The organism is Cognatazoarcus halotolerans, from assembly GCF_009800965.1.
Lineage (GTDB): Bacteria > Pseudomonadota > Gammaproteobacteria > Burkholderiales > Rhodocyclaceae > Cognatazoarcus > Cognatazoarcus halotolerans.
This window is the reverse complement of record NZ_WUAF01000010.1, coordinates 109,962-133,211: the sequence shown is the minus strand read 5'-3', so window position 1 is coordinate 133,211 and position 23,250 is coordinate 109,962. Positions and strand designations below refer to the sequence as shown.

At 61.1% G+C, this 23,250-nt stretch carries 18 protein-coding genes; 6 read left to right on the top strand and 12 right to left on the bottom strand.

Annotated features, from left to right (window positions below; translation table 11 throughout):
* Positions 1-217: 217 nt before the first annotated feature.
* The 3 genes from GQB03_RS13950 to GQB03_RS13940 form a co-directional block, all read right to left on the bottom strand.
* Positions 218-493: a helix-turn-helix transcriptional regulator gene (locus tag GQB03_RS13950; protein ID WP_200832225.1), complete on the bottom strand. Its 276-nt coding sequence runs from the start codon at positions 491-493 to the stop codon at positions 218-220.
* Between the two features lie 664 nt (positions 494-1,157).
* Positions 1,158-1,517: a helix-turn-helix domain-containing protein gene (locus tag GQB03_RS13945; protein WP_159690468.1), complete on the bottom strand. Its 360-nt coding sequence runs from the start codon at positions 1,515-1,517 to the stop codon at positions 1,158-1,160.
* 145 nt (positions 1,518-1,662) lie between these two features.
* Positions 1,663-2,430 carry an AcaB family transcriptional regulator gene (locus GQB03_RS13940; RefSeq protein ID WP_159690465.1) on the bottom strand — a complete coding sequence of 256 codons (768 nt, stop codon included), beginning with the start codon at positions 2,428-2,430 and terminating at the stop codon, positions 1,663-1,665.
* Positions 2,431-2,977: 547 nt separating this feature from the next.
* Between GQB03_RS13940 and GQB03_RS13935 the strand changes: the two genes are divergently transcribed.
* From GQB03_RS13935 to GQB03_RS13910, 6 genes are all read left to right on the top strand, one after another.
* Positions 2,978-3,553, top strand: a complete 576-nt coding sequence (locus GQB03_RS13935; protein WP_159690462.1) for a hypothetical protein — start codon at positions 2,978-2,980, stop codon at positions 3,551-3,553.
* A gap of 64 nt (positions 3,554-3,617) precedes the next feature.
* Positions 3,618-3,872, top strand: coding sequence for a hypothetical protein (locus tag GQB03_RS13930; protein WP_159690459.1), 255 nt, complete (start codon positions 3,618-3,620; stop codon positions 3,870-3,872).
* 10 nt (positions 3,873-3,882) lie between these two features.
* A complete protein-coding gene (locus tag GQB03_RS13925) occupies positions 3,883-4,200 on the top strand; it encodes a hypothetical protein (protein ID WP_159690456.1) in 318 nt (105 codons plus the stop codon).
* A gap of 72 nt (positions 4,201-4,272) precedes the next feature.
* Positions 4,273-5,895, top strand: a complete 1,623-nt coding sequence (locus GQB03_RS13920; RefSeq protein ID WP_159690453.1) for an ATP-binding protein — start codon at positions 4,273-4,275, stop codon at positions 5,893-5,895.
* Positions 5,882-6,892, top strand: coding sequence for a DUF7146 domain-containing protein (locus GQB03_RS13915; protein ID WP_159690450.1), 1,011 nt, complete (start codon positions 5,882-5,884; stop codon positions 6,890-6,892). The genes GQB03_RS13920 and GQB03_RS13915 overlap by 14 nt, the downstream gene beginning before the upstream one ends.
* 282 nt (positions 6,893-7,174) lie before the next feature.
* The gene (locus tag GQB03_RS13910) at positions 7,175-8,239 is read left to right on the top strand and encodes a DUF932 domain-containing protein (RefSeq protein WP_159690447.1); all 1,065 of its coding nucleotides are present in this window, start codon (positions 7,175-7,177) and stop codon (positions 8,237-8,239) included.
* Between the two features lie 445 nt (positions 8,240-8,684).
* On the opposite strand, the gene GQB03_RS13905 is transcribed toward GQB03_RS13910, so the two are convergent.
* From GQB03_RS13905 to GQB03_RS13865, 9 genes are all read right to left on the bottom strand, one after another.
* Positions 8,685-10,532 (bottom strand): hypothetical protein, encoded by a 1,848-nt coding sequence (locus GQB03_RS13905; protein WP_159690444.1) that lies wholly within the window; start codon positions 10,530-10,532, stop codon positions 8,685-8,687.
* Positions 10,529-12,886 (bottom strand): AAA family ATPase, encoded by a 2,358-nt coding sequence (locus GQB03_RS13900; RefSeq protein ID WP_159690441.1) that lies wholly within the window; start codon positions 12,884-12,886, stop codon positions 10,529-10,531. The genes GQB03_RS13905 and GQB03_RS13900 overlap by 4 nt, the downstream gene beginning before the upstream one ends.
* Positions 12,870-14,339 carry a hypothetical protein gene (locus tag GQB03_RS13895; RefSeq protein ID WP_159690438.1) on the bottom strand — a complete coding sequence of 490 codons (1,470 nt, stop codon included), beginning with the start codon at positions 14,337-14,339 and terminating at the stop codon, positions 12,870-12,872. The genes GQB03_RS13900 and GQB03_RS13895 overlap by 17 nt, the downstream gene beginning before the upstream one ends.
* On the bottom strand, positions 14,329-17,628 hold the full coding sequence (locus tag GQB03_RS13890; protein ID WP_159690435.1) for a DEAD/DEAH box helicase: 3,300 nt from the start codon (positions 17,626-17,628) through the stop codon (positions 14,329-14,331). The genes GQB03_RS13895 and GQB03_RS13890 overlap by 11 nt, the downstream gene beginning before the upstream one ends.
* A gap of 6 nt (positions 17,629-17,634) precedes the next feature.
* A complete protein-coding gene (locus tag GQB03_RS13885; protein WP_159690432.1) occupies positions 17,635-19,065 on the bottom strand; it encodes a protein kinase domain-containing protein in 1,431 nt (476 codons plus the stop codon).
* Positions 19,062-19,763, bottom strand: coding sequence for a PP2C family serine/threonine-protein phosphatase (locus GQB03_RS13880; protein ID WP_159690430.1), 702 nt, complete (start codon positions 19,761-19,763; stop codon positions 19,062-19,064). Before GQB03_RS13880 ends, GQB03_RS13885 begins: the two co-directional genes overlap by 4 nt.
* Positions 19,764-20,585, bottom strand: coding sequence for a vWA domain-containing protein (locus GQB03_RS13875; RefSeq protein ID WP_200832224.1), 822 nt, complete (start codon positions 20,583-20,585; stop codon positions 19,764-19,766). It lies immediately after the preceding gene.
* 186 nt (positions 20,586-20,771) lie between these two features.
* Positions 20,772-21,098 (bottom strand): DUF4258 domain-containing protein, encoded by a 327-nt coding sequence (locus GQB03_RS13870; protein WP_159690428.1) that lies wholly within the window; start codon positions 21,096-21,098, stop codon positions 20,772-20,774.
* Between the two features lie 583 nt (positions 21,099-21,681).
* On the bottom strand, positions 21,682-23,205 hold the full coding sequence (locus GQB03_RS13865; protein WP_159690426.1) for a sigma-54 interaction domain-containing protein: 1,524 nt from the start codon (positions 23,203-23,205) through the stop codon (positions 21,682-21,684).
* Positions 23,206-23,250 lie beyond the last annotated feature (45 nt).

Genomic DNA, 23,250 nt, shown 5'->3' with positions numbered 1-23,250 from the left:
TGTTCGGGCGCAGACACCGCCTTTCGCCAGGCGAAATCGCCGGGAAGGGCGCGGGATTTCGTCATCAGGCCAACGGCAGCGCCTTCGCTGAAGCACGGACCGTCCGGACCTGGAAAAAGCACGCGCCGTGCGTGCGGCGGGCCGGCGCCCGCCTGGTCAATCCGCGAGCAGTACCGCCGGACCACGCCGAGTGGATCCCCGCAGCTGGCCTTGTCCGTCAGCCGGGCTGGCCTTGCTGCGCGATCCAGCAGCGGATGTCTTCGGCGCGCCAGACGGTCACCCGTTCCGAGAGCTTGACGGGTGCGGGGAAGGTGCGCGCCTGGATGCGCCGCCAGAGGGTCGATTTGGAGATGGGAACGAAGGCCAGCACCTGCGGCTGCCGCAGGAAGCCGGTCTCGGGCAGCGTCAGGGTCGGAACCGGAGCGGCTGGCGTGGCCGGAGGAGCAATGGGAGTCGCTGCCATCGCGGCGACGCGGGAACGGATGGTGGGCATGATCGGACCTCGTCACGGCGGGTGCCGGTAAGGGGTATGACCTGCTCGGTTGCGGCCCCGCTAGGTCAGAATGGCGCGGGCCTATAGGGAACGCAGAACTCGACAGCATGCCACGGGCGCCCCGGTCGCGCGGCATGGAAGAATGACCCGGAAAGGGAATCCCGCCGCCGGACGGCGAAGGGCGTTCGGGTCGGGAAAGATCAGGCGAGCCGCGTTTGTGCCGCACAGCACGCACGACAGCGGATCGACGGGCAACAGGCAGGTAACGACTGCGACGCCGCCACGAGAGCGGTGCGAGCTCCCACGGCGTCGGGTCAGCCCGGGGTGGAGCCTGTTGGTACGATATTGGGGTCCGTGGGCCGACACAAGGCTTGCCGGGATGTGCCAGCCGAAAGGGACCGCACACGCCGGGGATTGGAGCTGGCACCGATGCCGAAGCCATTCCGGCACGCCGGAATCAAGGTTGCGGCCCAGACATCGGATCGCGGGCGAAGCCGATCCGACTCAAGCCCGCCGTGGCGGATAGGGTCATGATTCCCTCCTGCTCTCGTAGGGCGTCTTGAAGTCCGATTGGAAGTCGCACCGCGGGGAGAGCGCCGGGAGGGTTTCGCGCACGAAACTTGGCCTGGCGGCCCGTCCCCCCCTCCGTGGGAGGGACAATCTCCTATTTCGAGCGGCTACCCAGGTATTCACAGCAGTTCCGCACGACCGACATGACGAATGCCCGATCGTCAGCCGCGAGTTCGGAAATCCATGCGCCAAAGGTCGCCGCTTCGCTGACCTCTTCGGGTCCTTCCGTCGATAACAGGTCGCCAGCCGAACATTGGAGCGCCCCCGCAAGCCGGTCCAGCGTCGGCAGGGACGGCAGATGGGCGCCGCGCTCGATGCGCGAGATGGTTTCGGCGTCGACGCCGACCCGCTCCGCAACCATCTCCTGTGTCCATCCCAGCTGTTTGCGCCGCTCGGAGAGGTTGCCCCCAAGTCGCTTCGCCAGACGGGCGGACTCTTTCTTCTTCACCGCCATCATGTTGTCCTTTCACTCAACAAGAATGACGGTCACTGGACTATCGAAACAGGGGTTCTTATGTGGTTTTGCTTATCGTCATCTTTGTTGATCCGCGAAGTGGGAAGTGACAAATCGGCCCGGACTGGGCTGCGGTAAGCGAAGCTCAGTCGCCCACCGAAGGCGAGATGCTCTCCGGGGCTTCCGGCTGTGCATCGGCGCTCACATCGATCGGATCGAGCGTCGCCTCGCGCTCCGCGCCCGGTTCGCCCGTGCCATCCGCGACGTCGACGGTCACAGTCTCTGGTCGGCTTCCCTCGCTACGCCCCTCGCTGCTGCGCGCGTCCAGGGCGTTCATCCGTCGCCGCAGCCCCATCGCGAAGTTGCGCGCGCCATTGGCCACGTCGCGCACCTGGCGCTTGAGACTGGCGCGCTGGATATCCACCGCCTGGGTGGTGATCACCTCGTGGATCTCCAGCGTCTGCAGCAAGGGCATCAGCTGGTCGAGCTTGCCCAGCACCTCCAGGAAGCGTCGGCCGATCGACGACAGCACATGGACGTCGACATCCAGCGGCACGGTGTCGTAGGTCGCGGAACTGGTGATGCCGTGCGCCTTGAATAGCGCCTCGGCGCCGTCGATGGCCTCGTTGAGGTTGGCGGTCACCGCATCCATTTGCGCGCGGATGGTGTCCTCGACCTTGGCGATGTCCGCGTGGTCGAGGCGCGTGCGGGCAATCACCGAGATGAAGTGGGTGTTGAGCTGCAGCGTGTTGAAGAGGCGCGCGAAGAAGCGCTTGCCCTCGGCACTGGTGAAGCGGGTCGGGATCTTCAGGCTGGCGGCCTCGACGCGCCGGAAGTCGGCCTTGGCCTCTTTCGCGAGGATGCGGGCATTGACGCCACCCTGGTCCACCTTGACGATCTGGATCTCCGACATGCCGTGCTCCTCCAAGTACAGCGTTCGGGCAATCATCCACGCCGCTATCTGCATTCGCCACCGGGAATGGCCGTCGCCTGAGGGGGCTTTCGGCATCGGCCACCTTTCGGGCGGCATTCCGATATTGACCCGGCCCTCCGGCGGCACTACCTTTACGTCATGCAGCAGCTGGCCCTGCATTCACACAAGGCAAGCCCTGGAGTTTCCCGTCTTTCGCGTAGGCCACCGGTCTTGTCCGGTGCCGCGTGCGCCGATCTTGTCGGCACCGCTTGCGGTGCCAGTCGCGTCCATGCCATCGAGGCGAGCTTTCGAGGCAGGGGCGAGGCGTCGTTCCCTGCGTTTCCCGGACGCCCTTCCCCCGAAAGCCTTCCTCGATCGGTAGCTGGCACACCGATCCCGGCGGCTCACGCCGTCCGTTCCCGCCAGCCCTGGAGTCTTTCCCCGTAGCACCGACCCGGCCCCTTCTGGCCGGCCGTTCATCACCCCTTGGGGGCTTACGCCTCCAGCCGTGGTGCGCGTTGCCTCCTGCTCTTCCTTGGAGACAACGATGCTGAACCCGAACCGATCCGCGTTCTCTTCCCGAGCCGCCCGCCCCGCACCCGCGGGACCTGCGTTACCACCCTGGTCGGCGCCGTCGAGCCACCGTCCGGCGGCGATCCCCGATCGCGCAGCCCTGGACAGCCTGCTCGAGGACGAGGATGCACCCGTCGAGTGGAGCGAAGAGGACATCGTCTTCCTCCACTGGCGCCTCCTGCAGGAGGTCAGCCAACTGGCCGATCCCGCAACGCCGCTGGAAGAGAAGTTCGACACCCTGCGCTGGGTCTTCGCCGAGCGCGAGAAGGACGGCCTGCCGTTCTCGTTCGTGAGTTGCCTGCGCGTCGTCGGCTGCAGCCCGCTGTCGCCGATCGCCTATTGCGGTCGGATCGACGTGGAGGAAGTACGCGACCGCATCCGTCATGGGCTGAAGGCTTGGCTCGAAGCCACCCTGGCGCGCTATCCCGTTTGGGTGCGCGATGCCGTCGTACGTAATCCCGAATGGGTCGAGGCGCGGCTTGCCAGGAATCCCCAGTGGATCAACGAGCAGGTCAAGCGGATGTCCGTGCAGGGCGACCTGTTCGCCTGACCCGTTTTCCCCTTACGGGCCTTCTTCGCCAACGCGAAAGGCCCGCCCCATTCAAGGAGTCGTCATGACCGCTTTCAAGGATGTCCTTGGCCTGCTGGCGATCTTCATCGCCTACGGCATCGTGGGACGCCTGGACTATGAGGATGCGGTATTGCTGGAACAGATTACGCAGGAACGACAGCATGCCGAATGCCTAACAGCGATGCCGCTGGTCCGCGAACCTGAGAAACCGATCAGCAATCCGTCCCCCGATCCACCAAACCCAGGCGCGGAGCGCAGCCGGCCGGATGACAGCCGCTGCTGGCTGCACGCGATGTGAGGAGGCCGCCATGCGAGACCCAGCACGCATCACCCGCGACAACCCGAGCTTGCTGACCGTTCAGGCGGCGGAAGACATCGAGTTCCTGGTCAAGGAAAGCGAAGTCCTCACCGGCCAGGCCGGCCGCACCTTCGTCATCGCCGGCGCCGACTGGCTGGCCTACCGGGTGCACTGGCATCCGATCGGCCTGAAGGTCGAGCGGCTCGATGTCGAGGGCCGGGTTCTCAGCACCCAGCACCTGCTGCCCCGGGAGTTCTTCGGGCACAGCCTGATCGAGGCCCTGGCCGCCGGCCAGTTATTCACCCCACCGGTTGGCCGCATCGGCTGACCGGTGGTTCCTTCCCCCTTGGCGGGCCCGTCCCGCCGGGGCCGGGTGCCGTCTGCACTCATGGAGTAGATCATGCAGATACAGGTTCGAATCAACGAAGAAGGCGCGCTGCGCAACCAGCGCTACGCTTTCACCGATCGCTTCACGCTCGTCTCCGAGCTGTTGCAGAACGCCCGCCGCGCCGGCGCGACGCGGATCGAGATCGATTACGACGCCGCCGCCCAGGTACTGCGGGTGCAGGACGATGGCTGCGGCCTGGACGACTTCCAGAAGCTCCTGAGCTTCCACGAGTCGGGCTGGTATGCGGCCACCGCCGCCGAGGAGCGCCCGTTCGGGGTGGGATTCTCGAAGTGCCTCTATGCCGCCACGCGCTGCATCGTCGCCTCGAACCACCGCCGGGTCGATATCGATACTGCTGCGGCACTGGCCAAGGCGTCGATCGACGTGGAAGCCATCGCTGAGACCGTTGCCGGCACGCGGATCGAGCTGCACGGCGTCGACCTGCCCGACCTGGGCAACCGCATCGAAACCTTGTGCCTGGGTTTTCCGGTGCCCGTGCTGTTCAACGGCAAGCCGCTCGTGCGGCGTTTTGCGCTGGCGAACCTCGCGACGATGCCGAGCTCGATGGGCGCGGTCCACCTCGCCGGCACGCGCGACGGCAAGAACAGCTACGAGACGATGGTGTTCCTGCAGGGCTTCTGCGTCATGAAGCCGACCTACTGCCTGCTCGACAAGGTGAATGTCGTGCACCTGGACTCGCGCCAGTTCACCGCGCGCCTGCCGGATAGGGACAAGCTGATCGACGAGGACGTACAGCGCAAACGCATCGATGCCGAATTGAAAGCCTGCTGGCGCCAGACCCTGGAGGTGGCCAAGATGCAGTTGCCGCCCGACCGCTTCGTCGAGATCTACTACGCAGCGATGCGGGGCTCGGGGCAAGTGGATCTGTTGAACGACCTCGACGTGCTGCCGGCCGAGTTGTTTGACGACATCGTCGGCTACCCGATCCAGGACGACAACCGCGACTATGTCCGGCAAGTGGCCGTGGCCCCCACCCGCCAAGCCATCGAAAGCGGCGCGGTGCAACTGGTTTCGCTCAACTGGATGGGCGACGACAACGCCGCACGCTGGATGCTGGCCCGGGCCAAGGGCTATCTGGTCTTCGACTGGATCGGCCTGCATCTCGACCATTGGGCCCAGCGCCATGTGCGCTTCCTGGAGGAAGAAGCGGTACGGGTCGAGCCGGTCGCCGAACAGCTGCGCGTGCAGTTGGAAGGGCGCTGGGTGTGGCCCACCGTGATCCTGTGCGAGGCCGTGCGCGTCCGCGTCGGCCACGACGTCGTCGAGATTGCCGACCACGGCGTCTGCCACGAGGATGTCTTGTACATCCCGGCCGGCGAGACGTCTGGAGAGCCGGTGCGTCAGGTTTCGTCCTTCATGGACGAAAACGACCAGTTTCAGGGGTCGGACCTGGACGCCGACCGCGACGCGTTGGCGGACCTCATCCGTCGTCTGCGTTCGGTCGATCCGGTGCAGACGCTCGACTCGCTGTTGCAGGAACTACGGCTGGGGAAGTATCCCCTGCTCCACGGCAAGGCCTTCCAGGTCTCCGTGGGGGTGGGCTCGGCGCCCGGCCATTCGGTGGCCTTGCTCGCCGAAGCGCCCGGGATGGGAGACCGCCATGCAGGATCGTGACTACGCGGCCCGCATCGAAGCGGTCAAGCAGCGTGCCCATGGTCGCTGGACCGAGATCCTGGCCAGTCTGGGCGTGGACGAGCGCATCCTCAAGCGCCGCAACCTGCCCTGCCCGCTGTGCGGCGGCACCGACCGGTTCCAGTACACCGACAAGTTCGGCGAGGGCAACTACCACTGCCGCCAGTGCGGTCCGGGCGGCGGTTTCAAGCTGTTGCAGGCCGTGCAGGGGATCGATTTCAACACGGCCCTGCGCGACGTCGAGCGCTGTCTGGGGATGCTGCCGGCGACGACAACGTCTCGGGCGGGCGAACCTTCGGCCGAGCGCATGAAGAAGTTGGCCCAGCGCATCTGGAACGAAGCCCGGCCGGTAACAGTGGGCGACGAGGTGGATCGCTACCTGAGCAGCCGGGGCCTGGCGCTGCCGGTGTACCCGAAGGTGCTGCGTTTTCATCCGGCTCTCGGCTACTACCAGAAGGATGCCGCCGGCAAGTCGCGCAAGATCGCCGAGTACCCGGCGATGCTGGCCTGCATCCAGGGAGCGGATGGCCATGCCGTGACGCTGCATCGGACCTATCTGCAGAACGGCGGCAAGCTCGCGGCCCTGGATGCGAAGAAGGTGCTCTCGGCCGGGATCAACGGCGCCGCGGTGCGTCTCTTCGAGGTGACCGAGGAACTGGCGATCAGCGAAGGCATCGAGACCGGCCTCGCCCTGCATCTGGCGACCGGCAAGCCAGTCTGGGCCGGGCTCAACGCCGGTAACCTGGAGAAGCTGTGGCTGCCCGACATGGTGCGCAAAGTCTGCATCTACGCGGACAACGACGCCGACGGCGACTTCGCCGGCCAGGCCTGCGCCTTCGCGCTGGCGCGTCGGTTGAAGCGCGAGGAGAAAACCACCGGTCGGCGGGACGTGCGAGTGTTCCTGCCCAGGCATGGCGGTACCGACTGGGCCGACGTCTGGCGCCAGCGCATGGAAGCCCAGGCGCCCCGCGCGGCATGAGCGTTTGATGAGGGTGCGGTCCATCTTGTGATGGCGCCGCACCCGCCTTTTCAGCGGGACTGCATCCGGCGGTTCCGGTGAAAAGGCGGCTTGCCCCACTGGTAGTTGTCACACCAGGCGGCGCCCCACGGCGCCGCGAAGACAGCCCTGGAGTTCTCGCGCGATTCACGTCGCGCCTTTTTCGGATCGGCCAATCGCCGTTCCGCCATCGACCCTTGCGGGGATGTGCATCCCCGCAAGGGTGTGCCATCCCCGCTTTTCTATTCCGACAAGGAGATTGCCATGAAAAGCGGACGTTCTCTCATGAGCCTCGCCCAGGAACTGGAGCGCCAGTTGCATTCGAAGAAGGATTTAATCGTGCCCTCGACGCTGGTGCGCCATGCCACCGACGACCGGGGCGAGACCCGTCTCGTGATCGAGGAAGGCGGCGGCCCGGTGCGCTACAGCGTCACCCCGCTGGCGCGCCGCCAACTGGCGGACAAGCTGAAGATTCCGTATGCCTACTTCGAACGCATGCGTGAAGACCAGCCGGCCCTGCTCGACCGCAACGTGAACACCTGGCTGCAAAGCGAGGAAGAGCGGCGCATGCTGCGCACCCTCGACGGTCAGGTGCGTGCCGTGCTGTCGGATCGCTACCGGCGCCTGGACAACTTCGACCTGGCCGAGAGTGTGCTGCCCATCCTGCAGCAGTTGCCGGAGGTACGCTTTGAATCGGTCGAGTTGACCGAAACACGCATGTACCTGAAGTGCATCACGCCGCGCCTGAAGTACGAGATGGCGCCCGGCGACGTGGTGCAGGCCGGGGTGGTGATCTCGAACTCGGAGGTCGGCCATGGCACGTTGTCGGTGCAGCCCCTACTGTTCCGGCTGGTGTGCAGCAACGGCCTCATCGCTGCCGACCGCTCGCTGCGCAAGACCCACGTGGGCCGCGCGCTCAGCGCCGAGGATGAGGGCATCACGGTGTATCAGGACGACACCTTGCGCGCCGACGACAAGGCCTTCTTCCTGAAGGTGCGCGACGTGGTGCAGGCGGCAGTGTCGGAAGCGACCTTCCGCCAGACGGCGCAGAAACTGCAGAAGACGCTGGCCATCCCGCTGGTGGGCGATCCAGTGAAGACGGTCGAGGTGCTGGCGCAGCGCTACACCTTGAACGACAGCGAGCGCGCCGGTGTGCTGCGGCACCTGATCGCCGAGGGTCAGCTCTCGGGCTATGGCCTGGTCAATGCGGTCACGCATTACAGCCAGGAGGTCGAGGACTACGATCGAGCGACTGAGTTCGAAGCGCTGGGCGGCCGCCTGATCGACTTGCCGGCCCATGAGTGGAAAGGGCTGGCGGAAGTTGCCTAATCCTGAAGATCGCTGAAGGCCGGGCCGGGGCAATTGCCCCGGCCGATTTCAGCCCTTCCACGATGTTGTAATGCTTCGCGTTTGGGTAAAGTTGATCATATAATCCAAAGACATGCCCACACGAATTGATGCTCGGGAACACGTCGACAGCTCGCCAGTTCCTCCCGGTCACTTCTTCGCCAGAGCTGCCGTTTGGACGGTCGCTTGACTCGGAAACCGGCCAGATCGCCTACGCGTACAACTCGGCCATTGCTGACGGCCACTCTTCCTGCACCGTCTTGCCGAGTGCATTCCACCGCGGATGTTTCGATGCATTCGTGCCCGTCACCGTCGCGTGGATAAACTCCTCCGGCGCCTGTTCTACGGCGTCTCCGCATGACCGAGTCGGAGGTACCGGCAGCCCGAATGAACTCCCAAAGTCGCCTGCCCTCTCAGCGCTATCTCTTCAGAATGCAAACTCTATGGACCACGACCCAAAACGGCTGAAATCCCGGCTCGAGTCATCGCTTGTCGTCATCCGCGCCACCCGTCCAGACGGTGTCGAGTAGATTCCCCATTCGGTGTTGCATTGTGGGCATTGGGCCTTGAACGCTCCATCCCGCGGCGCAAAAGTCGCCGATGTTCCACAGTGCCGGCAACACCCGAGTGCAGCCAATCGCTGCACCGTCGCTGAAATTTTCCCTCGCGTATCGGCATTCAAGCCCGACCCTGGCAGCCACCCATCAAGTAGTGCTCGCTCGCCCTCGGTCAGCGGACTGAGGAGGCACCAACTACCTCTCTCAACTCGTCCAATGCGGTGCTGCGCCAGCCAGCCGAGCGGCTCGGAAGGCACTCGGTCGACATGGACGCCATACGAGGTAAACGCCGGCGACCAGAGGAAGCGCTCAACCAGCAACCGGATCTTCTCTTCACCGTAGAAATCCATCGGGTTGATTGAGAAGACGCGCCCTTCAGCGAGGCTTTCAAAGCCAGTGAAGTCGCCGCTGTCGACGGTGGAAATCCTGGACACGATGAGCCGCCCCGAACCATCCGCTTTCAAGGGAGCCACCTGCGGCACAGAACCCAGCACAGGAATGAACACAAACTCGCGGTCTCCTACTCGAAGAGCGATCTCACCGTTGCCTGTAACCAGAGAACCAGCGGAGCCAGCAAACCTAAAGTCAGTGCTCGTACCTGTAGGAACGACTTGCGCAATATCTCGTAGCACGCGACGGATCATCATCTTCAAATACCTACAGAACTGATCCAGTTCGCGCTGGTTCGCCCTGAACACCTCTTCCGGTGTTGGTGTTGTCGGCCCGATACACTTCTGATGGAGGTGCCAGAGTGTCTTCAGATGACGATAGTGCTGGTCATGATTGAGAATGTTGGTGTGTCGCAACTCGGCCGGAACACGGGCAGAGCGGGGCACCTTGCTGTAGAGGTCGGAATGGCGCAAAAGACCGATCTTCCGCTTTGCGGAACGCAAGGCCTCAATTGCGTATTTCGACTCGTCGATTACATTCTTCGTCACGTTTCCAGACGACTCTGCGGCCTCGCCCCAAAGCTGGCACAGCCTTTCTCTCAAACGAAAGTCGAGCCCTGCTGCCGCATCGAGTTCGAGCGCATCTTCAAATACACGGCTCAACTCTTCCGTCTCCGCCAAGCGAAGGCGCAAATACTGCTCCAGTCGATCCAGCAGGCGCGCAAAGACCTTGTTCTCGTAGATACCCCAGTCATCGTCACTAAGAAACGCCAGCAACCGCTTCGGGAGCACCCCCGTGATGGTCCTGCGGTGCCAATCCTCAGACCGAGCGGCAAGGCGCTCCAGAGCACCCGGTGCAGTCCGCCTCACCCGCGAGACATCAACGACCTCCGACTCGTACTTCATCGAGTAGCGCGGACGACGGACAATCTCGTCGAGATGACCACGCTCGATGATTTCGCGAAGCGCCTCATCAAGCTTGTTCAACTCCAGAACTGCAACCATTTCCGCAGGAAGCAACGGAGACGGAAGTGCTTCGTTGCTTCCTGCGGCACGGGCGGCCAACAGTTCCAGCGCCCGGCAAACGATGGATCGTTGAGCTTCTAGCGAGTCATCGACCGAGCGCGAAGCTGGATATCGATGATCAACAAAAGTATGGAGCGTGGCACCAATGGCGCAGCGCTCTCCCCCATCGCTCAATAAAACCTCGCCCTGACCCAGTTGAAGCCGTTCGTTGAGGACTGCCGGTTTCATCAATCTGAAACGCCCAGCCTCAACACGCTCGGGCATCGCTACTTCCCGTCCCAGGTAGAGATCAAAGACCTTCACGCACCGCGCTCCAGCCGTTTACGGTCGCGCTCCAAGGCGCTAACGCACCGTATGGGCAAGCTATCCTTTTCAATTCCCTGAAACACTTGGAGCAGCGCGTCCTCTACGTTTTTAAGCTGGTCTTTCGAGATGTCGTACCGCCCGACAACCTTGCCAGCCCGGAACATTCGAGTTGAAAGCAGATGGTCGAGGGCTCCAGCGAACGTTCCACCACAGGCCTTCACGACCGGCAAGAAGGTAAGTGCCTGCCGCTCGAAACGATTGCCCCAGCCAATACCGAACTCCTTGTCGAGTACGTTCGACAACTCGCTCTTGCTGACGAAACCAAGCAAGTCCGCAACCTCCTTGCGAAGTGCAGCCTGCGCTTCGGAGAATGCTTCCTGAAGCGACTTGAACGAGTAAGTGCGAGCGGGCAGGTTGCGGTTGATCCTGAATCGCTTCTCATGCCGCGGGAGTTCCAACACAAACGACCGATCGTGTGTCTTGTCAGCCAACTCGTTCGTGGTTTCGTCCTGGTTCGCCGTCCCGATAAACCAAAGGTTCTCGGGAATCTGAATTTCCCTACCATCGCGCAACAAGCGCGGGGGACTGGGAGGCGCGCTCTCCATCAACCGTATCCAGCGGTCGCCCACCGACTTTTCAAGCGCAGACAAGAAATCGGCGAAATACTGCTCAGGGCGAGACAGGTTCATCTCGTCCAACAGGACGATGTTCAGCCGATCGTCGGCCGAGCGTGTGCGCGCACGATAGATCGCCTGCAAGCACTCCTTTTCGGAGAAGCGCTTCTCAAATGCGTTGTAGTGTCCCAAGAGATCGCTGCGGTCTCGCCAACCAGCCTGCACTGCGATGTCCTGGCACTCACCGCCGACTGCTTTGGCGAACGCCTTGGCTAGGCTGGTCTTGCCCGTGCCGCTGATGCCCTGGAAGACATGCAGTTGGCTCATCGCGAGGCCGCCGACGAAAAGCTGAAGATCTTCGAGGCGGAAGAAGAGCTCCTTGCCGGAATCCGCAACAGCGATTCGATGCTGCAGTTCTTCGGTGAAAGTCGTGAGACTCTCAACACCGTCAACCGGCCGCGCTATCTGATATGAACCCCCATCCATCTTCACCAGCTCAGGGAAGGCAACATCTGCCTGCTGGGAATCCACGAGGTTGGAAATGCGGGACTCAAGATCACGAATATGCCCGTCCAGGAGCTGCTTGGTTCGCTCAAGCACTCGCTTTTCCTGCGTCCACTGCTCCCGCTCAAGCACGGCCAACTGTTGCTGGTGCGCAGAAACTTTGCGCTCCTCGAGCTCTTGCCTCAGGTCCCTGTTCTGATCGCGGGCAGCGTCCAACTCTTCCTTCACACGCTCGAGCTCGCCGATAGATTCAGCCGCCTCAAGCGCCCCGAGTCTAGACTTGAGCGCTCTGTTTGCCTGCCGCAGATCCTCAAGCTCCTCACGCAAAATAGCGGGTTCTCGCCCATCAAGAACTTCAATCAGTTCTTCGTACCCATCGAGACGCTCACGCTCCTCACTCAAGCTTCGCCGCATACGCTCAACCTGGCCTTGATAGCGAACGATCTCCGCATCTCGCCGGGTGATCTGGTCAGCGAATTCAGCCTCCACCTCCTTGCGCAATGCCCTAAGAGCGTCTTCTCGACTTCGCTGTGCTACTGCGACCTTGCGCTCCTTTGACTCCAACTCGGTGGCTCGGCGATCGAGTTCAAGCTGCCGGCCATCGAGTTCCTCCTCTCTGGACTTGATGGCCGCGAGTCCAAGCTCTAGCTCCTGCTGGATCCGGCTCCGCGCCTCATAGCGCTCACGCTCAAGTTCGCCGCCAATTGCCAGCTTTCGTAGCTCAAGCGCATCAATCTCTGATCTCAGCGCCTTCAAGTCCTCCTCTCGCTGCTTGGAGAATCCGCTGCGCGCATTGAGTTCGCGTACCTCGAGTTCATGCTCCTTACACAGCAGAGTGGCTTCTCTCGCGGCCAGACCTTCAACGCGACGCTTGGCCTCTTCGTTCTCGGTCTCGAACGCATCTACTCTGTACTTCAGCGCCTCCATTTCCGCATCGACAGAGGCACGTAATGATTCGAGCTCTTCCCGATCGCTCTGCAGCTTGGCGACCTCGGCCTTAAGCTGCTCGCGCAGTTCCAGCTCGACCTTTGCACGCTGCTCTGGCGTCCCCTCAGCATCGAGCTTTGCCATCAAGATTTCAGCCGACGCCAGGGGCACGGCCGCCTGAACGACGCCAGCGTTAGAGAACATCCCACCAAGTAGCGGAGACGCCTTTGCTCCGTTGTGGTTGCCTGTATTCAGAAGCGCTCCGTTACCTTTTTTCTTTTTCGACATATCAATACCAGCTTTCAAAAAGTCGCATCCACTCGATCGCGAATTCCGAATACTCCAGGGTAGTGCCCTTATCCGGGCGCTCTCCCGACGCATGGCCACCGACCTTGTTTCGGTAATCCGCAAGCCTAGGCAGTTGAGGAAGCTGCAGTTGATCGGTGCTCAATCGATGAACCGGGTGATCATCCCGCGCGTTTGCAGCGAATAACACGCCGGCAAGCAGCGCTTTCATAGGCCGATCGCGGTGGGTCATGGCCTTCGCAACGAAACCTCGTGGCTGCCCAGCCAGAGCTTGGGCGAGCTCGTCATCGATTGCCTGTATCGAGAGAGCACGGAGTTCATTCAAGGCTTCTGCGGGAGTCCAGTTACCCTTCTTTGGCCAACAAGGCTCGACCGGCCACTCCTCCAACAACCATTTGAGGACAGCTTCGATCAGACTGGCCGACTCAGTCATCAAGGCGCCCAGATCCTCTGGATGGATACGTCCTTGCGCTTCCTCTATCTTCGCCCTCTGGCGTAGAACCCTCAGCAAATGCTCGCGAACAAGGGGTGCCCGGCTCTTCAGGAAGGGATATTTGGATTCGACTTCGAAGTCCGCATGCTCGGCGAGCCGCTCAAACCACTCATCCACTGAAAGGCCATCTGCAGACATATCGGGCAGCAAACGCTGCATGCGGCGCGTCAATTCAGCACTGCCCTTCGCCAAGTCAAGGAAGGGCTCACGCAGCCACGAAACAGCGGGCCGAAGCCGGAAGGGGTCGCTGATCAACCAGCGCTGCGGACCGTTCTCGTCGCGATACAGTTCGCACCAGAAATAGAGCTTCAGCGGCTGATCATCGACATAGTCGAGTGTTCGGATAGTCACATCGAATCCGACCGTTTCAGAGCCACGGCGAGCATGCGCAAGCTCGTGGCGATATTGCCTGTAAGCCGCCATCAAACCTTGAACGTCAGCTTTCGCGGGTGCTTTGGCCTGAAGAAGAAACGGTTTCTCCGATCGGCCCGTGTTTCGATCGAGAACGAACACGGGACGGTTGTTCTGGTCAGTCCCGCCAGGCTGAATTTCGTGAAGTTCGGTGGAGAACCGAGGCAACAACTTGCCACCGATTGCATCCTGGAATGCGTAGCCCACCCTTAGGTTGAGTCTGCGGTCCTCTGCCTGGTCCAACAGCCTCTCACCATCTGGCATCACCTTGTTACGGTGGTCGAGCCAACCATTGGGCTGAAGCTGTGACGCAATGATGAAGCGAACCAGCTCAAGATCAATTGCCATCAGTTCTGCGAGCTTCGCAGCGTCGGTCACCCCTGCCCGCATCAAGCCCAGCAAAGTCTCCTGAAACAGGTTGCAACCCGGTTGCTGCCGATCATCGGGATAAAGGACCCTCCATGCATAAACGGGCCAGAAGAGGTTCTCGCGCTTTCCAGAGATCGGGCTCAGTTCCCGCGGCACGTAACAGTAGCGGTCAGAGAACATGCCCGTGCCTCCCCTTGCAGAGATCTAGGAAGGCATGCATCGCCGGAACGGCCTTATCCGCACCGGGGAACTCGGCCATCGCCTTGTCCCCAATTGCGATTAGCAGTGATCGCTGGCGACTCATCGCAACGTTCATCCGGTTGCTTAGCCGCAAGTGGCCGTACTTGCGGTTGGAAAGCGTCTCGAAGGCGTCGGCGTCGTTCTCCGCTGCCAATGGCTGACGATTGGAACGCACGACCGACAGTAGAACAATGTCGAACTCCTTACCCTGAAAGGCATCGACCGTACCAACCCTGAACCGCTCCTCATGACTTCGGGTCTTGCGGTACTGCTCATTGATCTGCCAATCACCCGTCTCGGAGTTGCGGCTCGTCACATCCAAGGCCTCGAGTGCCTTAAAAATCGCATCACGTTGGGCGCTATAGAACGTGATCACGCCGATGCTTACCGCATCGCCACAACCATCCAGCAGCCGCTTCGCTTCTTCTGCGACGCGACGCGCTTCGAGCGCTCTCATCCAACTCGGATTCTTGTGCGGCTTTCGCTCTTGTCCGTCCCCTTCGGAGTGAGGCACATCGATCCAGCAGCAGACTTTGCCTTGGTGCCCGGGGATATCTGTCATAAAGCTATCCGCACTACGGCCAGGTTTAATGGGATCCAACCCCTCGCGCTCGTAGAACTCCCGACTGACGAACTCACCCAGGACCGGGTGCATCCGAAACTGGGTATCCAGCATCACAACGCGCCCACTCCCCTTTAGCTGTTTCCAAAGCCTTTGGAACAGAGACTCCTTGTAGGCTTCGCGTTGTTCGTCACTCAACGCATGACTGGACGCGACTGCCTCTTCAACCTCTGGCTCGAGCAAGTGCGGCAACTGCCTGTGGTCGCCCACCAGCACAATGCGTCGCGCAGCCATCGACATCGGGATGAACAGATCCAGCGGATTGGCCCGCGCGGCCTCATCAATGATCACCGTGTTGAAGTTGATCCCTGCATCGCCGACTTCCGTGAGTGTCTTCAGGTTTGCCATATGAACGCTGGCAGCCTGCTGGCAGGTTGCACCAACCACCATGGCGTATTCGCGAACAGTCTCGCGGACTCGGATCGGGTCACTCTGGAAGGCGTCCCTGTAGCGTGCCAGCACGCCCGCCACACCAAGGCGGGACGTCTTGAGTCGGTCCTCGATGCCGGCCTCTATTGCAATCAGCAAACTGCGCCCCCGATCGTCGATACGATTCTTGACCACGGGCGGCCGGTAATCGAGCAGGCTATCGAGCAACTCGTCTCGCAACGCAAGCAAGCGTTCAGCACCCTCCGGGCCCAAACTCTGTACATCCTCGAAGTCGCGTAAGCGCGCAAGAAGCGGCTCGGGGATGCCGCCAAGATAACCGGCAGTGGAGATCAGATCGATCAGCCGCTCGGGGCCGTCATCAGCAAAGCTGTCTTGCGATACTCGCAGCGCCCTGATCTTCCTCAACAACAGCGATGCTTGCTCACGGCTTGTCGAACGCGCCGTCGTGGCACGTAACTCACCGACGTACTCGCGCCACTGGTCCATCAGCAGTGGGTCGAGTCGAACTCCGAAGTTCTGATCAAGCTCGTCGAGGCCTGTGGTTAGCCCCAGCATTTCCTCCCGGCGTTGTTCGACTGAGAACTGGCCATGCTTGAGCTTGGCGATACCCGCATGGACACGCCGCAGCAGATCGAGGTGGTTTTGCTCGGCTTCGTATCCCGCCAACTCCGCCTCAACTTTCTCTGCAGTTTCGTCGCACCAGCGCTCGATGCGATCCACTCCGTCTGCATCTTTCCGTTGTCCGACCTTTATTCCAGGCAAGCCATAAACGCGGGTGCGATCGAGCGCATTTTCAACCGCATCGTGTTGGAAGCTCGAGATCAGGACTTGATGCTGCGGACTTGCGCTCTCACCCAACTCGGACAGGCGACGCTCGAGCGCTGCAATGACCTGCGTCTTGCCCGTACCGGGCGGACCGATGATGAGTGCTATGTCAGGGGTCTCGAGAGCAGCCTTGATCGCTCTCTCCTGACTTTGAGTTGGCGCTCCATGCTTGAAGCACGCCAATGCATGGGTGGTCAGCGCTTTCTCAGTGCGGCCGCGCACCGAGGGGAGCGGCATGTTCTGAAAGAGGTAACGCAGCTGCGGGAGTCGGCGGCCACTCTCGATTGCCTGCCGCGCCTTCAGGCGTCGCTCCTGAACAGTACGGTCACCCGCCAGCGAAAGGGACAGATAGCCACTCTCCGGCGGGCGCCTGAAGTCCGTCGAGATCAGAATCTCGTCGTGCTTTCGATTAGGGAAGTCTGGACGCCCCCTGAAACGCTGGGAGGCGGACATAGCACTCACCTCGTCCTGAATCTGCCGCCACTCAGGGTGTTCTGCGGTCGCCTCGAGTTCCAGCCCAGTGTCCGACTCGATGGAGTTCCAGACCTTCTTGAAGATCTCTCGGTCAGCAGGCGAAACCTTGAACCGCCAGACGCCGCCCTCGTCGCTGGCCTCCTCCGCACGTGAATAGGCCAGCACGTTCAGCTGAGCTGCCTGCTGCAGGCTCCTCTGCCATTCCTCCTCGCTGTACTTCTTCCACAGATCGATGTAGCTGCCATAGCTCTGTACCGATTGTTGAAGCTGGTTTTGGGCTGTCGGGGACAGTAGTTGACTCGCTACCGTGTGCTCGACGAACCGAATTTCGCCAACAACCATGGTCCAATCGACGCGTTGTGCCTGGGTCCTGCTCAGCCGGCGGACGAAAACTTGCCCTCGATTGTCCTGCTCCAGGTCCAGCCTCCACGTGCGCCCGCGTATGGACCAATCCCCTTTGCGCACACCCTGGATGCGCAGAACGGCGAACCACGGCTTATCGCCGTCAACAACGAACTCGTCCCTCAACCAGTTAAGATAGTGGGCCTGCTCTGCCCCAGTGAGGTCCGGAACCGTCCGAGCCATGAGATCAAAGGCTTGCTCGTCGAACGCCACCTCGACTGGCTCATCGAGCGGAGTCCATTCCGATGGCCAAGCGGTCTGCAGATGGAATTCGGCGGCGGATTGCTTAAGCAATATCCAAACAAGATTCTTCTGAGCGATCGCCGTCAGGAAGCGCTTGCCCCCGGCATTGCGATCCAGTTCGACAAGTTCCTTGCCCTGCGCCAGCCAGGCATATCCGGCATCATCCTGCCATACCCGAACCTCAACCAACGGATTTAACAGTTTGGGCGCAGACACATCGGCTCGGACGACGTAGACATCCGGATAGAACAGGGGGAAGTCAGCGAGTCTCATCGTCCCTCACCATTTGAAACGCCAGGCGTCATGCATCCCCTCGGAGTCGGAGAGGTGCAGCATGTAGTAGTCCCCTCTGCGGATCTCAGCGTTCAACCTTTTCTTTCGATCCAGGATACGAGTCTCCCTTGTCCTCTGACTCTGAAGTGCAACTCGCTTGCCGAGTGCTGGCTCGATATGCAACCCCGCGTCATCGAGGGTGAGCGAGCAAACTGGCGCACTCTCGGCATACAGGACCGAACCAACCGGTGCGCCTCTGAGCTCCACGGTCTCCCTTCCGCATACCATCCGCTCGTCGGTCGCAATCCACGGACTCTGGTCACCGAATTCCGCCTTCTCCAGTTCGGAGAGGGGCGCATAGACGTAGTGACTCATGAGGAGGTGAGCGCTCTCATCCTGAATGCGGTCGCAGAACGGGCACTTGCGAGCCCTGTTGTAGTAGAAACTGCTTCCGCAACCGTCTCCATCGCCACAGATCATCAACATGGCCGCGGCTGCCTCGAAGCCTGCACGCCACTCCGCCAACGTAGGTCGAGCCCCGGCATCGACCCGCCCAGCCCCGAAACACCGCTGAAAGAGCCCTTGCAGCTCCTTGGTCAGCACCAGATCCCTGGGCAAGCCTGTGGAAGAACGATTCGAGTCGTCGTCCAAGTCGTCCACCCAAGGGACCCCTCCCATGAGTGCAGACGTTTCATCGTCCGACGCCCCGTCATTCACGAAATCGCCCTTGAGTGGGTGCAAGAGCGCAAGGAACTCGAATGCGATCACGCCGACGCTCCAAGAGTCAGTGAGACTGTTGATCCCGCTTTCACCCCGCAAGATCTCCGGCGCACCATAACCCGGGGTGTAGATCTTCTGGCCACCTTCCCGAGAGAGGAGACTGATGTTGTCGCAGTCGATCAACCAGACTTCCGCATGCTCCTTCGAGCGTGAGACGAAGATGTTGCCCGGAGACAGATCACCGTAAGCGAGACCACGACCATGCAGCGTCGCGAGCGTGCTGCACAACCCTTCCAGTAGTCGCAAGCGCTTAGCCAAACCACCGGAGTCGATGAAGCCCTGCAAGCCCCTCCCGTCGTGCATCGCAGCGATAGACTCTTCAAGCAGGCGTGTCAGCGGAACCAGGCCATCCATCAGTTCCATGACATAGCCCAGCCGTGGCCTGACGATCAGGGTCTGCGGACGTGCAATTCTCAATTCCTCGAGGGGCAGACGGCTCACCCACTGCATGTGATCAAACCATGCTTTGGTGTGCGGATCATTTGCAGGATGCCTGCCAATCTTCACCAGCACATTATTGAACTGGGTTTGGCACACGATGCCCTGGCCGCCTTCGGAGAGCTTTCCAGTGAGTTCGTAGGCTGTGCCCTGCCGGTCATGCACGACACGGTTTCCGTGTCTACCGGCCTTGTTGTTCTTGTCCTTGTTCGTCGTCATCTGTCGGCTCGAAAGATCAATCCAACCGTTTTATCATCAGCGTGCATCGGCGTGGGCCAAGCTCGCAGCTGACGCGCCAGCCATCGCTTACCGTTTCGCCGGCTTCGTTTTGCAGCGACTCCGATCAACCTGTCGAAGAATCCGTCCAATCGCTCAGGCACCAGATCGTCAGCCAGACCGTCGGTCATCAACATCACCCCGTCTCGAGGTTGCGAAAGCACGAATGACGTGTGCTGCCACGCCCCGAACGACCGTGTCACACCGAGAGCCGCCGTCTCATTCGCAAATCCAGCCCTATCACCCGTCAGCACCCCGAAATCGCCCCCTGACCGATACAGCACCAAGCCATCACCCAGTTGCACGACGCTGCAGCGCCCGTCCTCGCGCACCGAGGCAGCGAGAATCGTCGTCGCCATCGAACTTGGGTCATTGCTCGGAAGGGCAGTCAGCCAGGCTCGGTAGAAATCCTGAATGGCGTCTCGCGGCGGCCGCTCGAACAAACCTCCGCGCAACCACTTGTCCGCCACTCGAACGGCCAGCCGAGAGCCCATATGGCTCAGCGGCCTCGATCCAATACCATCCGCCACCGCAAGAAACCAACCTCCCTCGCTTCCCCGCAATCGGAGCGCGTCCTGATTCGGGCTACCTTGCGCCTCGTGCGAGGGGCCGATAACGGTGGCAGCGGCTGCGCGGAACACTCAGAAATCCAGGTCGAGATCGTCGTCTTCGGGGATGTCTGCCAGCACGAGCGGAGCATTGCTGTTCGGCGCCGTGCTGCGCGAACGCGAGGTAACCGACATGGTCACCGCACGGAAAAAACGATGAATGTCACGCGCCTCATGTGCTTTGAAGACAGGCGACTCGGGATCATTGGCGAAGCGGCGGAGCATTTCGACGTCGGCATCGGCACCGATCGCCATGGCAAAACGGGTCGCTTTCTGCCCTCGCTCCGATTTGCACAAAGCATCGAGCGGTTGCTCCCAGTCGTCGTTCGGCAAACCATCCGACACGAGGACCAGAACAGGGCGATAGGCGCGGGACGGGATCATGTCCTTGTCCTCGATTAGCCTTCGGGCCTCTTCGAAAGCCGACCCCATCGGCGTTCTTCCGGCCGCTCGAAGCGGGCTGACCTCAGAGATCTTGTGTGCAGGGGCCAAAGGCAGATGGACGCGAGCACGCTCCCCGCCAAAAGTGATCAACCCCACTTGGATCTCGGCCCGCAACCGGGACTCTGCCGCAAATCCAGCCACCATGTCCTTGAGTGCCAGATTAAGCGCCTCGATCTTTCCACCCACCGTCATGCTTGCGCTGACATCTGCCATCACGATCACAGGTAAAGGCCGTGCTTCTGCGACAGTAAAGTCCTTGAGCTTGCTCGCATTCTCTTGCATTATCTTCGTATCCTTAGTCTCTTCAGCGCCGGCGCCACTTCCCACGAAAGGATCGTGCTCGCGACCGCGAACAATGCTCGCAGCGTAGTAGCGACTGAAATTATCTTCCTGGTACTTGGCAAAACCCATCTCGCTCTCCTGCTAGATCGACACCCTGAGTTCGGGTCACTCGACAGAAGGCGGCCTAGCTCCGTCGCCCCCTGCAGATTTGGTTGGATCTGGCTCCCTAGGGCCGAGCCACGCTATCACATAAGTTCAATGGGATGATGTGATCAACGTCATATGCGTGCGAGGTTCATGCAGCTTCTATCGCCCTCAGTGATAGACGCGATGGCGACGCTTGCTCGGGCGGATCTTTCGCAACTCGTGGTTACGGTACGCAGTCACCACTGAGCCATCGTGGGCGACCAGCACATGCACGCCGTCGGCTTCGGAAACGTCGATGCCGCGCTCAGCGCAACGGACGACCTCCTTGTGCCCGATCACACGGTAGCCCACCCCCCGCGCATGCATGGTGCGACCATAGCGCAGCACCATGGCCACAACCCTTTCCGATATTCCACGCTGCCCCATGCGCATCTGCGCATGATCAGTGAGAGGCAGATCGGTCGAAAACTTACTGGAGTCGGCTGAGCATTGCATGGCTTTATCTCCCTTTTGCTTATGTTCGATGCAATGCGAAAGCCATGCCAGGCTCCCAGCGCTAAACTTTTTCCTTTCGTTCAATGCCTTAGCGATTCCGAGGGAAACAGCTGCATTGCCGCAAGATAAAATTTCAAGCATAAAAGAAATTTTTTTACCTCGCGACACTCTTTGCTATGGTCTAGCGAGAGCAACACACTCTGATAGATCTGCACCACTCAAGCACACAAGCTGCACGCCCCTTATCCACGCTGAACAAAGAGGTCCCACAGAATGGGTTGATCAGCGAGTTGCGCGGCGAACGTCTTCGATGCTTGCATAGCAAAACCACGCACGAACACCCGGTCGCGCCTCCTGCACATAACCTGGTGTCAGAGCAACGTAGAGGCTTGAAACGACTCCGTGCCGAATCGCGCTGCGATGCGTCGCAACTCCGTCTGCACATCGCCACGGAGCGGCTGCTGACCAAGCGCCCCTTTGAAAACTTCCCTTGATTACGCTGGCATGCGCTCTTCGCATCTGGCTTGACGACGCATCGGTTGCCTGCGAAGCCCCGCGGTAAGCGATCCGGACTGTCGGCCACCTATCCCTTGTCGTCGGCGCCTTCAAGGTCGAAGCGCCTGAGCCAGTTGGTCAGCGTCTGGTAGTGCGGGAAACCGAGCAGTTCAGCCGCCAGTTTCTTCCGGTTGCTGGCTTGCTGCATGGCGCGCTCGAGATAGTGGCGCGAGACCTCGTCGAGAAGCGTCTGTAAATCAAAGCCCTTGTGAAGCGGCCTGTCGAGGACGCCCTGACAGCGCGGTGTCATTTGCAGCAGCGCCTCGCGGACCTCCTCACCGGTGATCGTATCTCCGTCGGACCAAATCACCGAACGGACAAGTGCGTGGTATAGCTCCCGGATATTGCCGGGCCACGGATGCACAAGAAGAAATCTTCTGGCCTCAGGAGAAAGTTTTTTGTGCTGCACCTCCGGCTCGAAACCCGCACCCGAGTTGAGTTGGTCGAGAAAGTGATCGATGAGCAGTTCGACGTCGCCATCACGCTCGCGCAAGGCGGGCAGATGAATGATGCCGACGGCGAGACGATGAAAGAGGTCTTCGCGAAACCGCCCAACTGCGACATCGACCTGCAGATCTCGATGGGTAGCCGCGATGATGCGGACATTGACCTCCATCGGCTTCGAGGCACCAACGGGGGTGACCTCCCTCTCCTGCAAGGTGCGCAGCAGACGCACCTGAGTATCGGATGGCAAATCACCAATCTCGTCGAGAAACAGGGTTCCGCCCTCTGCAGCCTTGAAGTGCCCCTCACGATCGCGGTCCGCACCCGTAAATGCGCCCCGTTTGTGGCCAAAAAGCTCGGAATTGGCAAGCTCGCGGGGGATGGCGCCACAGTTCACGGGGATGAACGGATGACTCGCCCTTTTGCTCGCGGCGTGGATGGCTTGGGCAAACAACTCCTTGCCAGTACCGGTCTCGCCCAGCACAAGCACCGGCACATCGAAGGCCGCAATCCGCTTCGCGCGGTCCAGTTGCTTCCGCATCGCTGGGCTGCGGTGAATGATCCGCGCAAACTCCGGCGCCCCAAGCTGCTCGCCCGCCAAGCGCTCGATGCGGTCCTCGCTGCGCTTGAGGTACTCGGGAAGAAAGTCGCTCGCGAGGTCGAAGTTGAAGTCGACCCGTTCGAGACCTCGTTGGGCCGAAGTCTGGATCAGCCTCGCAGGGAAGCGCGTCTTGGCGAGCAGGATCCAGACCGCAATCATTGCAGGCGTCCCGGGGCTCAAGTGGAAGGTGGGCACCACCTCCGGTCTCGGAAGCCGAACCAACTTGAGCTCGGCACTGACTTTCTCGTAGATCTCCGCGTAGTTGATCGGGCTGCTCAGGTCGATCTCGTACAGATCGACATCGGCGTATCCCGTCAGCACCTCGAGCCAGTCACAGTAGGGCTTACTGCGCTCGAAGCCATAGTTGGTCAGCAGGAGCACACGATCGAACCGCTCATGTGCGAGCAACGCTGAAGCGATCGGACCAGGCCGCTCACGGTCATCAGCCTCCGCCGCTTGATGGTCCGCCGCCCCGATCCAGGCGAAGAGCCAGGATTCTTGCGTCATGGAGGCATGATACGGTGACCGTGCTGCTGGAGGAAATATTTTTCT

Bases quoted from the DNA above. Each gene is read 5' to 3' on its own strand.
- GQB03_RS13945 (WP_159690468.1), bottom strand. From the start codon at position 1,517: ATGGCGGTGAAGAAGAAAGAGTCCGCCCGTCTGGCGAAGCGACTTGGG.
- GQB03_RS13910 (WP_159690447.1), top strand. From the start codon at position 7,175: ATGAAAAGCGGACGTTCTCTCATGAGCCTCGCCCAGGAACTGGAGCGC.
- GQB03_RS13890 (WP_159690435.1), bottom strand. From the start codon at position 17,628: ATGAGACTCGCTGACTTCCCCCTGTTCTATCCGGATGTCTACGTCGTC.
- GQB03_RS13920 (WP_159690453.1), top strand. From the start codon at position 4,273: ATGCAGATACAGGTTCGAATCAACGAAGAAGGCGCGCTGCGCAACCAG.
- GQB03_RS13935 (WP_159690462.1), top strand. From the start codon at position 2,978: ATGCTGAACCCGAACCGATCCGCGTTCTCTTCCCGAGCCGCCCGCCCC.
- GQB03_RS13885 (WP_159690432.1), bottom strand. From the start codon at position 19,065: ATGACGACGAACAAGGACAAGAACAACAAGGCCGGTAGACACGGAAAC.
- GQB03_RS13940 (WP_159690465.1), bottom strand. From the start codon at position 2,430: ATGTCGGAGATCCAGATCGTCAAGGTGGACCAGGGTGGCGTCAATGCC.
- GQB03_RS13870 (WP_159690428.1), bottom strand. From the start codon at position 21,098: ATGCAATGCTCAGCCGACTCCAGTAAGTTTTCGACCGATCTGCCTCTC.
- GQB03_RS13925 (WP_159690456.1), top strand. From the start codon at position 3,883: ATGCGAGACCCAGCACGCATCACCCGCGACAACCCGAGCTTGCTGACC.
- GQB03_RS13915 (WP_159690450.1), top strand. From the start codon at position 5,882: ATGCAGGATCGTGACTACGCGGCCCGCATCGAAGCGGTCAAGCAGCGT.
- GQB03_RS13875 (WP_200832224.1), bottom strand. From the start codon at position 20,585: ATGGGTTTTGCCAAGTACCAGGAAGATAATTTCAGTCGCTACTACGCT.
- GQB03_RS13865 (WP_159690426.1), bottom strand. From the start codon at position 23,205: ATGACGCAAGAATCCTGGCTCTTCGCCTGGATCGGGGCGGCGGACCAT.
- GQB03_RS13930 (WP_159690459.1), top strand. From the start codon at position 3,618: ATGACCGCTTTCAAGGATGTCCTTGGCCTGCTGGCGATCTTCATCGCC.
- GQB03_RS13895 (WP_159690438.1), bottom strand. From the start codon at position 14,339: ATGTTCTCTGACCGCTACTGTTACGTGCCGCGGGAACTGAGCCCGATC.
- GQB03_RS13950 (WP_200832225.1), bottom strand. From the start codon at position 493: ATGCCCACCATCCGTTCCCGCGTCGCCGCGATGGCAGCGACTCCCATT.